This window comes from Bacillus sp. FSL K6-1366 (assembly GCF_037976695.1).
Lineage (GTDB): Bacteria > Bacillota > Bacilli > Bacillales > Bacillaceae > Bacillus > Bacillus subtilis.
Genome location: NZ_CP150268.1, coordinates 3,849,891 through 3,865,148, shown reverse-complemented (window position 1 = coordinate 3,865,148; position 15,258 = coordinate 3,849,891). Strand labels below are relative to the sequence as shown.

Genomic DNA, 15,258 nt, shown 5'->3' with positions numbered 1-15,258 from the left:
CATGCTGTAATAACTGCACGAATAAAGGGCTAAAGCCCCGCGTTTCGGCGGGACTTTTAGCATCAGCTTATTGCTGGTTTTGTATGTAGTTCACAGCGTCGCCGACTGTTGCAATCTTTTCAGCATCTTCGTCAGAAATCTCCATATCAAACTCGTCTTCAAGTTCCATAACAAGCTCAACTACATCTAGGGAATCAGCACCTAAGTCTTCCTTGAAAGAAGCTTCAAGTTTGACGTCTGCTTCATCAACGCCAAGGCGATCTACGATGATTTTCGTTACACGCTCTAATGTGTCTGCCATAGCAATTCACCTCCCCTCAAGTATTATAGTGGATTCGTTTTTAAAAAACTAGAGAAACTACGATGAAATTTTCGAGAAAAAACTTACATCACCATTCCGCCGTCAATATGAAGCGTTTGGCCTGTCATATAACGGGCTCCCTCTGAAGCTAGGAACGTGACAACACTGCTGACATCGCTAGGTTCACCAAAGCGCGCGAGCGGAATTTGTTTCAGCATTTCGTCTTGAACGTCTTTTGCAAGTTTATCTGTCATATCAGTTGAGATAAATCCTGGCGCTATTGCGTTTACCGTAATATTTCGGCTGGCGAGCTCTTTAGCAGAAGATTTGGTTAAACCGATGACGCCGGCTTTTGCAGCCACGTAGTTGGCTTGTCCAGGGTTTCCGCTGACGCCGACGATAGACGATACGTTAATAATGCGGCCTGAACGCTGTTTCATCATTTGTCTTGTAACAGCTTTTGTGCAGTTGAAAACACCCTTCAGGTTAATGTTAATGACGTCATCCCATTCGTCTTCTTTCATTCTCATGATGAGATTGTCTCTTGTAATTCCCGCATTATTAACCAGAATGTCAATCGTAGAAAAAACAGACAATGTTTCTTTTATCATGTTTTGTACATCTTCGGGATTTGATACATCCGCTTTTACAGCAATTGCTTTTCTGCCCATTGATTTGATTTCATCTACCACTTCATTTGCTTTCGCTTCATTGCCGGAGTAGTTCACGACAACATTTGCTCCGCTTTTTGCCAGATCAAGGGCGATTGAGCGGCCGATTCCGCGGGATGCGCCAGTGACAATAGCCGTTTTATCATTAAGCATTATCATTCTCCTCCTTAAGCGTTTGAATTGCCAGCTCGATCGTTTCCGGATCTGATACAGCAATTGTTTTTAACCGTCTATTCACTTTTTTCACAAGGCCTGAAAGCACTTTTCCGGGACCGATTTCAATAAAAGTCGTAACACCCTCTGCGATCAGCTTGTTAATGCTTTCCTCAAAACGAACCGGAGAGTAAAGCTGCTCAATAAGTTTTTCTTTGATATCTGCTTTTTCAGTCATCACGTCAGCAGAAACATTTGAGATGACCGGAACGTCAGCGTCTTTTATGTCACAGGCGTCCAATACCTCTTTCAGCTTTTCAGCAGCCGGTTTCATCAGTTCAGAATGGAACGGACCGCTTACTTCAAGCGGAATTGCGCGTTTTGCGCCGTTCTCTTTTGCCAGTTCAGATGCAAGCTCAACCCCTTTAGCTGTTCCGGAAATGACGATTTGGCCAGGACAGTTGAGATTCGCAAGCTGTACAAGGTTGCCTTCCTCTGTGACTTTATCGGTTACTTGCTTTAATGCTTCAGCATCCATGCCGAGAATCGCAGCCATTGCTCCTTCGCCAGCCGGCACCGCTTCATTCATAAACTCTCCGCGCTTTCTGACGGTATAAACAGCATCTTTGAAAGACAGAGCGCCAGCCGCAACCAGTGCAGAATATTCACCAAGGCTGTGTCCTGCTGTGAAATCAGGTGTAATGCCAGATTCTTTAAATTTCTCAAGAACAGCGATGCTTGTCGTAAGCAAAGCAGGCTGCGCATTGTATGTAAGTGTTAATTCTTCAGCATCCCCCTCAAAAATAAGCGAGCTGAGTTTTGTTTCCAACGTTTCATCGGCTTCATCAAACAGACGTTTTGCAGCAGGCACCTGCTCATAAAGCTCTTTTCCCATGCCGATAAATTGTGATCCCTGACCCGGGAATAAAAATGCAATCTTACTCATGATGTAAAAACCTCCAGACTACTCATCTGTTTTTTCTTCTTTCACTTCTTCCTGAATGAGCGCAGCCACATTTTGGCTGACCATCTCTCTTGCTTGCCGAATCGCATGGAATACAGCATTTGAATCTGAAGAGCCGTGCGCCTTGATCACAGGCGCTTTTAAGCCAAAAAGACTTGCTCCGCCATAATTCGAATACTCCATTTTCATTTTCATTTCTTTCAATTTTGGTTTCAGCACAGCTGCTGCAAGCTTGGATGTCAAAGTAGACGTCATTACGTCTCTCATCATTTTAAAAATTGACAACGCAGAGCCTTCCAGCGTTTTGAGTGTAACATTCCCGGTAAAGCCGTCTGTTACTACAACATCCGCCACATCATCTAAAAGGTCTCGCGCTTCCACGTTTCCGATAAAATTGATGTTTGCTGTTTCTTTTAAAATTTGGAACGTCTGCTTCGTCAGTTCGTTTCCTTTTTTATCTTCTGTTCCGACATTTAAAAGTCCGACTCTCGGCGAAGTGACACCGCGCACTTGCTGAGAATAAACAGAACCCATGATGGCATATTGAACGAGGTGCTCCGGTTTGGCATCGACATTGGCGCCGACATCAAGGAGAAGAAATCCGTCTCCCGAAACAGTCGGAAGTGTCGGGGCAAGCGCCGGACGGTCAATTCCTTTAATTCTTCCGACAATAAAGAGACCGGCTGTCATTAATGCACCGGTATTTCCTGCTGAAATGCATGCGTCAGCTCTGTTTTCCGCAACCTCCTGCGCCATAAGAACCATAGATGAGTTCTTTTTTCTTCGCACGGCACGGACAGGTTCATCCGTAGGCTCAATCACTTCATCTGCGTGCAGCACCGTGATGCGATCTGATGTAGTTGTTAAATGTGATTCTATCGTTGTTTTGTCACCGACAAGTGTGATATGGAGATCATCAAATGCCTCTATACCTTTTATAACTCCGTCAATAACAGCTTTGGGAGCGTGGTCTCCTCCCATTGCATCTACAGCTATTCTCATGCATGCTCCACCTTTATGAATGTTTTGAACGATACATGTCAAAGCGTCCAGAAAAAACAATTTCTTCGCCAACGTAGCTGTTCACTTCGACAACCGTTCTTCCTTTTTCTTTTTCGACAGCCGTCACTTTCGCTTTTGCTACGACACGTTCACCCTGCTTTACCTGTCTTGTAAAGCGGATGTCTGCACTTGCAGTCAGCGCCAGCTCGTCATCAATGACTGCAACGGCCAAAGAATTCGCCTGTGCAAATAAATGGTGTCCTCTCGCAATCTGATTCCGGCTGAACACGTGCTCCTGTTTTATTTCTAAAATGGATATCGCCTGATCATCCAGCTCAAGGTCAATAATTTCTCCGATAACTTCATCAAGTGACAGGGACTTCACTTCGTCCTCAAGTGTTTTCTCTGCCACGTTCTTAATTCTTTCTCTCAGTTCAGGTATGGAAAGCTCTAAGCGGTCCAAACGTATCGTCTGGATGCTCACCCCGAATTTACCCGCTAATTCTTCATCTGTAATAAAGGGGGTTGCTTGAATCGTCTGCTGAAGTAATTCCTGGCGTTCTCTCTTATTTCTTCTCATATCTAAACACCATCCGGACAATTAAGACTAGGTACTAATAGTAGTATATAATTTCATAGATTGGAATGCAACGATTGTTTCTGGCTGAACACCAAAAACTTCTGATACTCAGCTTAATTTTTCCCCGTCCATTACTCCGCTCTTCAGCAATTCATCTCTTAACACAGCGTATTCCGGCTCCTTCCAGAACGCGTCAGAAGCCACAAGATTCGCAGCATCCTGCCTTGCCGTTTCAAGCGCTCTGTAATCATGAACCATGTCCGCCACTTTAAATTCCGGCATTCCGCTTTGTTTTTTCCCGAAGAAATCACCGGGACCTCTCAGTTCCAGATCCTTTTCAGACAGCTCGAAACCGTCATTGGTCTCCGACATGATCCTCATCCGTTCTTTCCCTGTTTCTGATTTTGGATCAGCCATCAGAATACAGAAAGATTGATGCTCACCCCGTCCAACACGGCCGCGCAGCTGGTGAAGCTGTGATAGTCCGAAACGGTCGGCGTCATAAATCACCATAATCGTTGCATTCGGAACATTCACGCCAACCTCCACAACAGTGGTTGATACGAGAATTTGACAGTGATTTGCGCTGAATTCTCTCATGACCTGGTCTTTTTCATCGGAATGCAGCTTTCCATGCATAAGGCCGACATTCCATTTTCCCCGAAAAATATCAGAAAGCATATTGTACACGTCAATGGCGTTTTGCACATCAAGCTTATCTGATTCTTCAATCAGCGGACAGATGATATAAGCCTGCCTGCCTTGCTTTAATTCTTTTTCGACAAATGCCAAAATACGATCAAGCATGTCATGTTTTACCCAATAGGTTTCAATTCGCTTTCGTCCAGCCGGCATCTCATCAATGACAGATACATCCATTTCACCGAACACTGTGATCGCTAATGTTCTTGGGATTGGAGTGGCTGTCATAAAGAGAACATCAGGATCCTGACCTTTGTTCCGAAGCTTTTTGCGCTGCTCAACTCCAAATCTGTGCTGTTCATCAGTAATAACGAGACTCAGCGCCTTAAACTCCACCTCGTCTTGGATTAAAGCGTGGGTTCCTACAAGAATATCAATCTCACCCGCCGCAAGACGCTCAAGCAGTTCTTTTCGCCGCTTCCCTTTAACAGAGCTTGTCAAAAGAGCAACGCTGACGTCCCATTTTTCAAATAGCGAAACGAGCGAATCAGCATGCTGCTCGGCCAGAATTTCTGTCGGCACCATGAGCGCTCCTTGGTATCCGGATAGGATCGCGGCATACAGTGCAATGGCGGCGACTGCCGTTTTTCCTGATCCAACGTCCCCTTGAAGAAGACGGTTCATTCTGTATGGAGAAGACATGTCTGCTGTTATTTCGCGAAGAACGCGTGACTGGGCGTTTGTGAGGGGAAACGGGAGGCTTTTGATAAATCTCATGAGTTCTTCGTTTGAAAAACGCTGCCGTATCCCTTGTGTCTGCTCTCTTTCCGCCTTTCGGAACGCCTGCATTTTCAACTGAAACAACAAAAATTCTTCATAAACAAACCGCCGTCTGGCAAGCTTTAATGCTTCCCTTGTTTCAGGCTGGTGCATTGCTTTTAACGCCTGATAATAGTCAGGCAGTTTATAGCTTTTTCTTAGCTTTTCCGGAAGAGGATCAGGAAGTGAGTCTGCATATTGGGTCAGCGCCTGCTGAATAAACCGCCTCATCATTTTGACGGTAACATTTTCTTTCACAGAATACACTGGTTCAATGCTTTTGTCTTCTTGATGCGGCCTGTTTTTCAACTCCTGAACAGAGATGGTTTGGCGGTGCTTGTCCCATTTACCTGAAACCGTCACCACAGAGCCGAGCGAAAGCTTCTTCTTCAAATAAGGCCGGTTAAAACATACGGCTGTAATTAAATAGTGGCCGACCAGAAGCCTGAATGTCAGCCTGTTTCGTTTTTTTCCGTAATAGGTAAGAGAAGGCTCTGAATGAACCTTCCCTTCAACTGTGACTCTTTCATCATGCTTTACTTCTTCTAAATCCCTCAGCTCGTAGTCATCATAGCGATAAGGGAAATAATTCAGAAGATCAGAAATGTCATAAATACCGAGTTCATTCAATGTTTTTTCTGTTTCCGGCCCAATACCCTTAATGTTAGCTATACTAGTTTGCTGATGTTGTTTCACGTGAACCTAGCGCTCCTCCGAAAATTTTTTTCTCTAATTCTCTTCCTGTCGGTGTTGCCGCTAAACCGCCCTGGCCTGTTTCTCTAAGTGCAGTTGGCATCGTTTGGCCTATTTTATACATGGCATCGATAACCTCATCACATGGAATACGGCTTGTAATGCCCGCCAATGCCATATCAGCGGCAATCATCGCATTTGACGCGCCCATCGCATTCCGTTTCACGCAAGGCACCTCAACAAGCCCTGCAACAGGGTCGCACACGAGGCCTAGCATATTTTTTAATGTAATGGCCATGGCTTCCGCGCTTTGTTCGGGTGTTCCTCCTGCCATTTCAACAATGGCCGCAGCCGCCATACCTGAAGCTGATCCAACCTCTGCCTGACATCCTCCGGCGGCGCCGGAAATGCTTGCGTTATTGGCCACGACAAATCCGAAAGCCCCGGCTGTAAACAAAAAGCGGATCATTTGTTCTCTTGTTGGATTCAGCTTTTCTTTTACAGCAAATAACGTACCGGGCACCACACCGGCAGAACCTGCAGTCGGTGTCGCACAGATGGTTCCCATGGCTGCATTTACTTCATTTGTTGCAACGGCTTTCGATACAGCATCTAAAATCAGCGGGCCAGACAGGCTTTTTCCTGATCGAATATAGGCCTGCAATTTAACGGCATCTCCGCCTGTTAAGCCCGTTTGGCTCGTAACTCCCTCGAGTCCTTTCTGAACCGCCGCTTCCATAACAGACAGGTTATGATCCATCTGCTGAAAAATGTCCTCTTTTGTTTTTTCTGTTACTTCCATCTCTTGAGCTATCATCACATCAGAGATCAATATTTGTTTTTCTTTAGTAATCTCAATTAATTCTTTTACATTACGAAACATAACTGGCTCCTCCTGACCCTTTTCGCTAGTCAGCAATCTTTGTCACTTGAATAATATTCGGCAGTTTCGACAGCTCGTCGAGAATGTGGTCGTCAATATTTTGGTCGACCTCTATTGTCATCAGCGCAAGCTGGCCGATATCTTTCCGGGCTACTTCCATATGTCCTACGTTGATTGAAAATTTCGCCAGAACATTGGCAACACCGGCAATTGTGCCAAACTTGTCATTATGAACAACTAATATGGCCGGATGATTTCCTGACAGCCGGAGCTCAAAACCATTCAATTCTGTGATTTCAATCTTTCCTCCGCCAATCGAAATACCCGTCAGTTCCAGCTCACCCTTTTCATCAGAAATGGTGATTTTTGCTGTGTTTGGATGGACCGGGACTGCGTCTTCTACCCGAAACTCTATATCAATTCCTTTAGCTTCTGCAATTTGTATAGCGGTTTTAATCCGTTCATCGAATGTATCAAAATCAAGCAATCCGCCGATAATCGCGACATCTGTGCCGTGGCCCTTATACGTTTCCGCAAACGAGCCGTAAAAAGATACAATGATGCGCTCAGGCTCTCTGCCAAATAAACTTCTGGCCACTCTCCCGATTCTAGCAGCTCCCGCTGTATGAGAGCTGGACGGACCGATCATAACCGGGCCGATAATATCAAAAACGCTTCTGTATTTCATGCTATTCCTCCTTATGAACCAGAGCTTATTAGCGCTTTGCTTCTAGACTAATTGATCAGATATAAAATGGCAAGCGGGCACGTTACAGCGCTGCCGCACTTAAAAGCAGACATAAGAATAGAAGGGCAAATTGCCCTTCTATTCTGCAGAAACTATATACGAATACAGAGGCTGTTTCCCATTGTGGATCTCAACCTCAATCTCCTCGTACTTTTCACTGAGAAACGCTTCAAGCTGCTCAGCTTCTTCCTGAGACGCATCCTCACCATATAGAATGGTCACGATTTCATCATCTTCTCCGATCATTTCTGACAGCAGCATTTTCGCGGCTGACAGCTGATTTTCAGAAGTGCCGATAATCGTTCCATTCAGAATGCCCATAAAGTCGCCTTTTTTAATATCTTTACCGTCAATATGAGTATCTCTGACTGAGAACGTCACCTGTCCGCTTTTTACTTGCTGAATGGCGCTTAGCATATTGGCCTCGTTCGCTTCAGCTTCTTGATCCGGGTTAAAAGCCAGCAGGGCTGACATCCCTTGCGGAACCGTTTTAGCAGGAATGACAAAAACCTGTTCATCCACTACGCTGGCCGCTTGGTTAGCAGCCATGATAATGTTGGAGTTGTTAGGCAGGATAAATACCGTATCTGCATATACAGACTTCACGGCATCAACAATATCCTCAGTGCTTGGGTTCATGGTCTGGCCGCCTTCAATCACAACAGAAGCGCCAATGCTTTTGAATAGGTCTGAAATTCCTTCTCCCATCGCTACAGTCACAATGCCATACGGCTGTTTTGCCGGCGGTATTTCGTTGTCTGCAGGTTTGCTTTCTTGACTGATGATAGAGGTATGCTGTTCTCTCATATTTTCTATTTTTATTTTGATCAATTCACCGTAATGCTGGGCGTAGTTTAACACGTTTCCCGGCTCTTCAGCATGAATATGAACCTTCGCCAGCAATTCATCCGCAATCACAAGCAGAGAATCTCCGAACTGGCTGAGGTCTTGCCTGAACGTACCTTCGTCGAACTCTCTTTTTGTCTGATCAAGCCTAACCATCACTTCGGTACAGAATCCAAATTCAATATCTTCGGTATTCATCATGCTTTGCGCGCTCTTGTGATGCTCCGCGCTGACCATGTCGTCAAGTGACGGAAGAACTGCTTTCTGAGGTACAGTTTCACCTTTTAATGAAGCAAGGAAACCTTCATACACACAGAGCAGGCCTTTGCCCCCGCTATCGACAACTCCTACTTCCTTTAGGACAGGTAGCAATTCAGGGGTGCGGTTTAAAGACGCCTCTGCTTCTTCTGTCACTGCAATCATCAGCGCAGTGATATCGGTTTCTTTTTCTGCTAAGATCATCGCTTTTTTTGCAGCGTCTTTTGCAACTGTTAAAATGGTGCCCTCTACAGGTTTCATGACAGCTTTATACGCCATGTCTACACCTGCTTGCAGCGCAGCGGCAAACTCAAGTGCATTAATTTCTTTTTTCGTTTCAATGCTTTTGCTAAATCCGCGGAACAATTGGGATAGGATAACTCCTGAATTTCCGCGTGCTCCCATGAGCAGCCCTTTAGATAACGCGGAACCCACCTTCCCGATATCATCCGTATCCATTTGTTCAACTTCTCTTGCTCCGGAAGTCATCGACAGGTTCATATTTGTTCCCGTATCACCGTCCGGCACCGGAAACACGTTCAGTGCATCAACTGCACTGGCGTTTTGAGACAGATTCTGCGCTCCCGCAAGAATCATCTCGGCAAAGGTTCTGCCGTTTAATGTTCTGATAGACAATCCTACTCCTCCTAACTACGGGTTCGTCACTCGTACGCCTTGGACATAAATATTGACAGAGTCCACTGCCAGTCCGATGGTTTGATTTACTGTGTACTTTACTTTTGTTTGGACATTATGTGCCACTTCAGAAATTTTCGTGCCGTAGCTGACAATGATATACATGTCGATATGTATCTGTTCTCCTTCTTGGCGAACTTGGACACCCCTGCTGAAATTCTCTTTCCGAAGGATTTCAGTCAGTCCGTCTTTAATCTGGTTTTTAGAGGCCATGCCGACAATGCCGTAACAGTCAACCGCCGCGCCTCCTGCAACCATCGCGATGACTTCATTAGATATATCAATCTGTCCGTACTTCGTTCTTAATTCAATGGACACACTAGTTCCTCCTTCGAATGCATAGAGTTACAGCTATTCTACTATATGGTTTCCATTATGAAAAGACCAGGCAATAATCGCTGGCCGTACCTCTACATATACTATAGCGCTGCTGTTTCCGCAAGATGTCAAGTGAATTTTCTTGAAAGATGATGAAACAATAGTTGCAAACGTTTTTTAGCTGTGGTAAATTATTTAAAGTATCCATATCGAAAGCATCTAAGATTATATGAATGTTAAAAAGTAGATGTTTTGTGCAAGTGAGGAGGGAAACAAATGGCACGTAAATGCGTTATCACAGGTAAAAAAACAACAGCTGGGAATAACCGTTCTCACGCAATGAACGCTTCTAAGCGCACTTGGGGCGCGAATCTTCAAAAGGTTCGTATCCTTGTGAACGGAAAACCTAAAAAAGTATATGTATCTGCTCGAGCTTTGAAATCCGGTAAAGTTGAGCGTGTATAACAAAATGAACGCCTGCCCCGATATGTGGCAGGCGTTTTTATGTGGTGAAAGAGGGCTTTGAACCCCTGGGCATTAATCTTTTCTAAATGAGCCCAGCATCGCCCGGACAATTCCTCCTAAAAACTTCGGCAATTTAATGGTGTAAAATTTCATTTTTGTCCCCTCCTATAACGTCCCGTAACCGCCTTGTTCATTGTTTTCAGCAATTGAATGAAAGCACATGCTTAATCCGTGCTTCTTATCATTATTAATATGCCTTTTGCAAACGAAAAAGTACCTCGTGAATGAATGAGTTCGTTACTAATACATAGTGTTGAACCGAGCGTAATATGACAATTATTTAGAGGATATTTAAAACCGGTCAGGGTCAGCTCATGTATGTCTTCGGAAAACGGTATGAAGGAGATATATCGCTTATTTTCATCCTTCTCAATATCATATTCACCAGGAGGGAACATTTGAATATGATTTTGTTTGTCTATCAGCCTAATTTTTATGTTCGTTTTTACACCTTTATACAGAAGCTGAATGTTTCCTAAAAAATGATCAGCTCTGCCGCCTGTAATGCCGAAAATCTGAATAATATCCGGCTGCTTTTCCAGCGCCCAATCAAGGGCGAGGTCTAAATCTGTTTGATCTTTTTCTGCTTGATACACATGAAGGGCGGGAGCGGCTTTTTCTATTCGCCGGCGTTCTTGCTCCGTTATGCTGTCAAAATCTCCGAAGGCTTCAACAGGAATGATCCCGGCATCTAAGAGAGTGACGGTGCCTTTGTCAACACCGATCCAAAGCGTGTGTTCATCCGTATAGCCGGTTAGATCGGGAATGAGATTTTTCGGGCCTCCCGCAACGATATTAATTGTTTTCATCTCTGATTCCTTTCTCTGCATACAGGAAAAAGAGCTTAGGCTATTGTATGCCCAGCTCTTTTCTAAAGCTGCTTATTTACTTCCTCTGATTTCAGAAATTGCTTTTTTGCGGTCAGACTGGCCATAAACAGCTGAACCGGCAACGAGTAAATTTGCGCCCGCTTCAATGACGAGCGGAGCGGTTTCTTTGTTGACGCCGCCGTCTACTTCAATTAACAGATCTTTTTTTCCTTTTTCATCCGCCATTCGCTTAACCTCTTTTATTTTAGGAAGGACTGAATGAATAAATTTCTGCCCGCCGAAGCCCGGGTTCACCGTCATTAAAAGAACAAGATCAAGATCGTCGAAAACATGCTCGATGACTTGTACAGGGGTATGCGGGTTTAGAACTACTCCGGCCTTCACTCCTTGCTCTTTAATGAGCTGGATGGTACGGTGCAGGTGCGGACATGCCTCAGCATGCACAGACAGGATATCTGCGCCTGCTTTCGCAAAAGCCGGGATATAACGATCCGGCTCTTCTATCATTAAATGGACATCAAGCGGCAGATCCGTTACCGGCCGGACCGCTTCTACAATCAGCGGACCGATTGTGATATTCGGGACAAAATGGCCGTCCATAACATCAATATGAATACAATCGGCTCCGCCTTTTTCTACATCTTTAATCTCATTGCCTAAAGCGGCAAAATCAGCGGAAAGAATAGATGGTGCAACCTTTATCATTATGCTAATACCTCGGCTTTCTGTCTTTAATCTCCGTCATAAATTCAACATAATGGTCATAGCGATACTGCTTTAATTCCCCGTCTTCAACAGCTTGTTTCACCGCACATTTCGGCTCTTTCAGATGTAAACAGCCTCTAAATTTGCATGAAGCGCTTTTTTCTCTGATATCAGGGAAGGTATAGCCCAGCTCTTCTTCCTCAATGTCTGTAAATTCAAGCGAGCTGAATCCCGGTGTATCTGCAACCAAACCTCCGGACGTGTGAATCAGCTCCACGTGGCGGGTTGTGTGTTTCCCGCGGCCCAAATGCTCAGAAATCTCGTTTGTTCTTAATCCGAGCTCCGGACTGATCGCGTTGAGAAGCGAGGATTTCCCAACACCGGACTGACCGGCAAATACCGTTGTTTTATCCTGAAAATGCGGGATGATGTCCGCTAAACTATCTTGGTCCTTAGAGGAGGTAAGGTATACGTCATAACCAATATTCCGATAGTCCTCTGCATAGGCTTGTATCGTATCTTCTGTATCTTGATCTTCAATCAGATCCATTTTAGTAATGCATATAATCGGCTGAATATCATTGGCCTCAACGAGAACCAGGAAGCGGTCGAGCAATGCCGTGCTGAAAGAAGGCTGAACCGCTGAGAAAACAAGGACCGCTTGATCAACGTTGCAAATTGGCGGCCTGATAAGCTCGTTGGTTCTTTCTTTAATTTCCATTAGATATCCTTCTTTGTCATTTTCAGCCTGGTACACAACGTAATCACCGACAAGAGGGGTAATTTTGTTTTTTCTGAAAATGCCTCTTCCTCTGCATTGTATTACTTTATCTGAATCCTCTGATTCATCCAGTACATAGTAAAAGCCGCTTAGCGCCTTAATAATTTTGCCCTCAGGCATATTTTCCCTCCTTGTTATTCATCTTTCGGATACTCAATGGTTTTGTAGCTGACAACTTTATTGTTTACCATTACTTGATAGTACCCTTTTTGGCCGGGTTCAATCTTTAGTTCGATCGTTCGTTCAGTCGGCTCTTTTATCTTAAATTCTTCGTAAGTGTCAGAGATGCTGTGATCCGCATCGTCAACTGCGATTTGCACTTGAAGTTCGTCCCCTTCATTTTCTGGTTCGTAGGGGATCTTGACCTTTTCTTTCACTGTTTTCGCAGGTTTTTTCTCTGGTCCGAGAGAGAATGTCACTTCAACTTCGTTTCCCGGCTTTACTGCCGTACCTGCTGCTGGTTTTTGTTTGACAACCTGTCCTTCTGGAACATCATCTGAGTATGCTTCTTTTTCTACAAGCTTCAATCCGTTGTCTTCCAGATATCCAGACGCTGCTTCTTTACTGTAGGTTTTCAAGTCTCTAAGCGTAATATCTTCGGGTCCGATACTGACTGTAAGTTTGACTTGATCTTCACTCGGGACAAGCTCAGTCCCTGCTGAAGGATTTTGGTCAATGACAGTGCCCGCATTTTTCTCGTCATTCACTTCATTTACTGTTACATGTTTAAACCCTTGGTCCTTCAACGCTTTTTTTGCCTGGTCGACCGTTTGGCCTGTCACATCACCGATCTCCGTTTTTGCTTTTCCGGTGCTCTTATAAAGGGTGACCGTGGCGCCTTCTTTGACCGTGGTATCCGCTTTAGGATCCGTTTTTACCATCAGGCCCTCTTCAATTTTTTCATCTGAGATTTCTAACACCTCGGAATCAACCTGTAAACCTTCTTTTCCCAAGAGCCCTGCGGCTTTTTCGTATTCCATTCCGGAGACATCAGGTATTTTGACATCCTTAGGCATGAAAAGCGACGGAAAAACAGTGACAGCAAGAATTCCAGCTGTGATAAAAACGAGGCATATCGTGAGCAAAACCCACGGCCACTTTTTTCTTTTGCCGTTCTTCTTTGTTTTGTTTTCTTGTGCGGTTGTCACTTCAGCTTCTTTTTCGCCAGCAGCTTTAGCGAGTTCTTCATCTTTAATGATAGGTATCGCTTTTGTCATTTCTTCATCTTCTTGAATCGTAAATCTCTTTTCATTGAGTCTGTCGGCATCAAAAGCTGTTTTTATGTCTGCTTCCATGTCTTCAGCCGTTTCGTAGCGATGAAAAGGATCTTTGGCAGTTGCCTTGAGTATGATGTTTTCAACGCTTTGGGGGACCGATGGATTCCACCTTTTTGCCGAAGGAGTTTCCGCTTGAAGATGCTTCAAGGCGATGCTGACTGCTGACTCTCCATCAAACGGAATACGGCCGGTTAAAAGCTCAAATAGAACGATTCCAAGCGCATAAATATCCGATTTCTTTGTGGCTAAGCCGCCCCGGGCCTGTTCAGGTGATAAGTAATGGACCGAGCCCAGAACTGAATTGGTATGGGTGATTGTGGTCGAACTTAGTGCCGTCGCAATTCCAAAATCCGTTACTTTGATATTTCCCATATGATCAATCAAAATGTTATGCGGCTTGATGTCTCTGTGAACAATCTGGTTTTGATGGGCATGAGCGATGGCTGAGACAATTTGCTCCATGATGTTCAGCGCTTCTTTAGGGTGAAGCGGCCCATTTGCTGTTATGTATTCTTTAAGCGTCATGCCTTCAACATATTCCATGACAATATAATAAATATCATCTTCCTCGCCCAAATCGTAAATGCTAACAATATTCGGGTGATCGAGGCTTGATGCGGATTGGGCTTCTCTGCGGAAACGCCTGATAAATTCATTGTCATTTGCATAGTCAAACCGCAGGATTTTAATTGCGACTTCACGGTCTAGAATGATATCCTCAGCTAAATACACGTTGGCCATTCCCCCGCCGCCTATAACGCGGAGAATTTGGTAACGCCCGCTGATCCGCTTGCCGATTAGCACTGATCTTCACCCTCTTCAACTTGTAAAGCAAGCTCAAGCAAAACTGCTGTTATGTTGTCTTCTCCGCCATTCTGATTGGCTTTGTCCACAAGCAGGTTTACTTTTTCCTGAGGAGCTGAATCGCTTTGCAGGATGTCTTTTAACTCAGTGCCTTCCACTTTATTCGTCAGTCCGTCAGAACATAGAAGCAGTTTGTCTCCGGGTTCTATATCAAAGGAACGGGTGTCAATACTGACTGACTGGTCTGTTCCAAGCGCCTTCGTCAACACATTTTTTCGCGGATGATGTTCAGCGTCTTCTCTGGAAATCTCTCCAGTGCGAACCAGTTCATTTACAAGCGAATGGTCTTCTGTCACTTGAACGAAATCATCGTCCTGAAGCAAATAGCATCTGCTGTCTCCGATATGGGCAACAGAAACCGTTTTCCCCGTAAAAAGCGCACATACAATCGTCGTCCCCATGCCTTGGCATTCTTCGTGGGCTTGAGCGTGATCGTATATTTTGCTGTTTACCGAAAGAATCTGTTCAATGAGCCATTTTTCACATTCCGAGGGCGCAGTTGGAATCGTCTCTGCTTCATTCCATTTCTCCCCCATGGCTTTCACAGCCATCTTGCTCGCAACATCTCCAGCAAGATGGCCGCCCATGCCATCAGCGACAACCGCTAATATAAATTCATCTTTCCCCTTGAATATCCCCGCATCATCTTCATTATGCTGGCGGATTTTTCCTGTATCTGTTTTTAAGGCTGTTAACAACCCT

17 protein-coding genes are annotated in these 15,258 nt (G+C 44.7%); 1 reads left to right on the top strand and 16 read right to left on the bottom strand.

The annotated features are described in order from the left end of the window. Window positions 1-67 precede the first annotated feature (67 nt). From acpP to MHI44_RS20080, 10 genes are all read right to left on the bottom strand, one after another. Complete coding sequence (gene acpP / locus MHI44_RS20125) at window positions 68-301, bottom strand: acyl carrier protein (protein ID WP_003154310.1); 234 nt, start codon at window positions 299-301, stop codon at window positions 68-70. 83 nt (window positions 302-384) lie between these two features. Beyond that, a complete protein-coding gene (fabG, locus tag MHI44_RS20120; protein WP_003232035.1) occupies window positions 385-1,125 on the bottom strand; it encodes a 3-oxoacyl-[acyl-carrier-protein] reductase in 741 nt (246 codons plus the stop codon). Continuing rightward, window positions 1,118-2,071, bottom strand: a complete 954-nt coding sequence (fabD, locus tag MHI44_RS20115) for an ACP S-malonyltransferase (RefSeq protein ID WP_003245314.1) — start codon at window positions 2,069-2,071, stop codon at window positions 1,118-1,120. Before fabD ends, fabG begins: the two co-directional genes overlap by 8 nt. A gap of 18 nt (window positions 2,072-2,089) precedes the next feature. After that, entirely contained in the window at window positions 2,090-3,091 is a 1,002-nt protein-coding gene (plsX, locus tag MHI44_RS20110) for a phosphate acyltransferase PlsX (RefSeq protein ID WP_003232041.1), read from the bottom strand. 13 nt (window positions 3,092-3,104) lie between these two features. Further along, complete coding sequence (gene fapR / locus MHI44_RS20105; RefSeq protein ID WP_003232044.1) at window positions 3,105-3,671, bottom strand: transcription factor FapR; 567 nt, start codon at window positions 3,669-3,671, stop codon at window positions 3,105-3,107. Between the two features lie 108 nt (window positions 3,672-3,779). Beyond that, entirely contained in the window at window positions 3,780-5,828 is a 2,049-nt protein-coding gene (recG, locus tag MHI44_RS20100; protein ID WP_339202566.1) for an ATP-dependent DNA helicase RecG, read from the bottom strand. Continuing rightward, window positions 5,806-6,708, bottom strand: coding sequence for an L-serine ammonia-lyase, iron-sulfur-dependent, subunit alpha (gene sdaAA, locus MHI44_RS20095; RefSeq protein ID WP_003232049.1), 903 nt, complete (start codon window positions 6,706-6,708; stop codon window positions 5,806-5,808). The genes recG and sdaAA overlap by 23 nt, the downstream gene beginning before the upstream one ends. 25 nt (window positions 6,709-6,733) lie before the next feature. Beyond that, the gene (sdaAB, locus tag MHI44_RS20090) at window positions 6,734-7,396 is read right to left on the bottom strand and encodes an L-serine ammonia-lyase, iron-sulfur-dependent subunit beta (RefSeq protein ID WP_003232050.1); all 663 of its coding nucleotides are present in this window, start codon (window positions 7,394-7,396) and stop codon (window positions 6,734-6,736) included. 138 nt (window positions 7,397-7,534) lie between these two features. Further along, entirely contained in the window at window positions 7,535-9,196 is a 1,662-nt protein-coding gene (locus MHI44_RS20085) for a DAK2 domain-containing protein (protein WP_339202565.1), read from the bottom strand. 15 nt (window positions 9,197-9,211) lie between these two features. Further along, window positions 9,212-9,574 (bottom strand): Asp23/Gls24 family envelope stress response protein, encoded by a 363-nt coding sequence (locus MHI44_RS20080; RefSeq protein ID WP_003232054.1) that lies wholly within the window; start codon window positions 9,572-9,574, stop codon window positions 9,212-9,214. Between the two features lie 276 nt (window positions 9,575-9,850). Here MHI44_RS20080 and rpmB point away from each other — a divergent pair, with 276 nt between their 5' ends. After that, complete coding sequence (rpmB, locus tag MHI44_RS20075; RefSeq protein ID WP_003221548.1) at window positions 9,851-10,039, top strand: 50S ribosomal protein L28; 189 nt, start codon at window positions 9,851-9,853, stop codon at window positions 10,037-10,039. A gap of 72 nt (window positions 10,040-10,111) precedes the next feature. Here rpmB and spoVM read toward each other — a convergent pair whose 3' ends face one another. From spoVM to prpC, 6 genes are all read right to left on the bottom strand, one after another. After that, window positions 10,112-10,192 carry a stage V sporulation protein SpoVM gene (gene spoVM, locus MHI44_RS20070; protein ID WP_003221545.1) on the bottom strand — a complete coding sequence of 27 codons (81 nt, stop codon included), beginning with the start codon at window positions 10,190-10,192 and terminating at the stop codon, window positions 10,112-10,114. Between the two features lie 71 nt (window positions 10,193-10,263). Continuing rightward, window positions 10,264-10,908: a thiamine diphosphokinase gene (locus MHI44_RS20065; protein ID WP_003245470.1), complete on the bottom strand. Its 645-nt coding sequence runs from the start codon at window positions 10,906-10,908 to the stop codon at window positions 10,264-10,266. Window positions 10,909-10,980: 72 nt separating this feature from the next. After that, window positions 10,981-11,634, bottom strand: a complete 654-nt coding sequence (gene rpe, locus MHI44_RS20060) for a ribulose-phosphate 3-epimerase (RefSeq protein WP_003232058.1) — start codon at window positions 11,632-11,634, stop codon at window positions 10,981-10,983. A gap of 4 nt (window positions 11,635-11,638) precedes the next feature. After that, on the bottom strand, window positions 11,639-12,535 hold the full coding sequence (gene rsgA / locus MHI44_RS20055) for a ribosome small subunit-dependent GTPase A (protein ID WP_014476783.1): 897 nt from the start codon (window positions 12,533-12,535) through the stop codon (window positions 11,639-11,641). A 14-nt stretch (window positions 12,536-12,549) separates the two neighbouring features. After that, complete coding sequence (gene prkC, locus MHI44_RS20050) at window positions 12,550-14,496, bottom strand: serine/threonine protein kinase PrkC (RefSeq protein WP_119899312.1); 1,947 nt, start codon at window positions 14,494-14,496, stop codon at window positions 12,550-12,552. Beyond that, window positions 14,490-15,254: a protein-serine/threonine phosphatase PrpC gene (gene prpC, locus MHI44_RS20045; RefSeq protein WP_014479762.1), complete on the bottom strand. Its 765-nt coding sequence runs from the start codon at window positions 15,252-15,254 to the stop codon at window positions 14,490-14,492. The genes prkC and prpC overlap by 7 nt, the downstream gene beginning before the upstream one ends. Between the last annotated feature and the right edge of the window lie 4 nt (window positions 15,255-15,258).

Coding starts and splice junctions, on each gene's coding strand:
- sdaAB (WP_003232050.1), bottom strand. CDS start 7,396: ATGAAATACAGAAGCGTTTTTGATATTATCGGCCCGGTTATGATCGGT.
- plsX (WP_003232041.1), bottom strand. CDS start 3,091: ATGAGAATAGCTGTAGATGCAATGGGAGGAGACCACGCTCCCAAAGCT.
- rpmB (WP_003221548.1), top strand. CDS start 9,851: ATGGCACGTAAATGCGTTATCACAGGTAAAAAAACAACAGCTGGGAAT.
- fapR (WP_003232044.1), bottom strand. CDS start 3,671: ATGAGAAGAAATAAGAGAGAACGCCAGGAATTACTTCAGCAGACGATT.
- spoVM (WP_003221545.1), bottom strand. CDS start 10,192: ATGAAATTTTACACCATTAAATTGCCGAAGTTTTTAGGAGGAATTGTC.
- acpP (WP_003154310.1), bottom strand. CDS start 301: ATGGCAGACACATTAGAGCGTGTAACGAAAATCATCGTAGATCGCCTT.
- MHI44_RS20065 (WP_003245470.1), bottom strand. CDS start 10,908: ATGAAAACAATTAATATCGTTGCGGGAGGCCCGAAAAATCTCATTCCC.
- rsgA (WP_014476783.1), bottom strand. CDS start 12,535: ATGCCTGAGGGCAAAATTATTAAGGCGCTAAGCGGCTTTTACTATGTA.
- fabD (WP_003245314.1), bottom strand. CDS start 2,071: ATGAGTAAGATTGCATTTTTATTCCCGGGTCAGGGATCACAATTTATC.
- sdaAA (WP_003232049.1), bottom strand. CDS start 6,708: ATGTTTCGTAATGTAAAAGAATTAATTGAGATTACTAAAGAAAAACAA.
- fabG (WP_003232035.1), bottom strand. CDS start 1,125: ATGCTTAATGATAAAACGGCTATTGTCACTGGCGCATCCCGCGGAATC.
- rpe (WP_003232058.1), bottom strand. CDS start 11,634: ATGATAAAGGTTGCACCATCTATTCTTTCCGCTGATTTTGCCGCTTTA.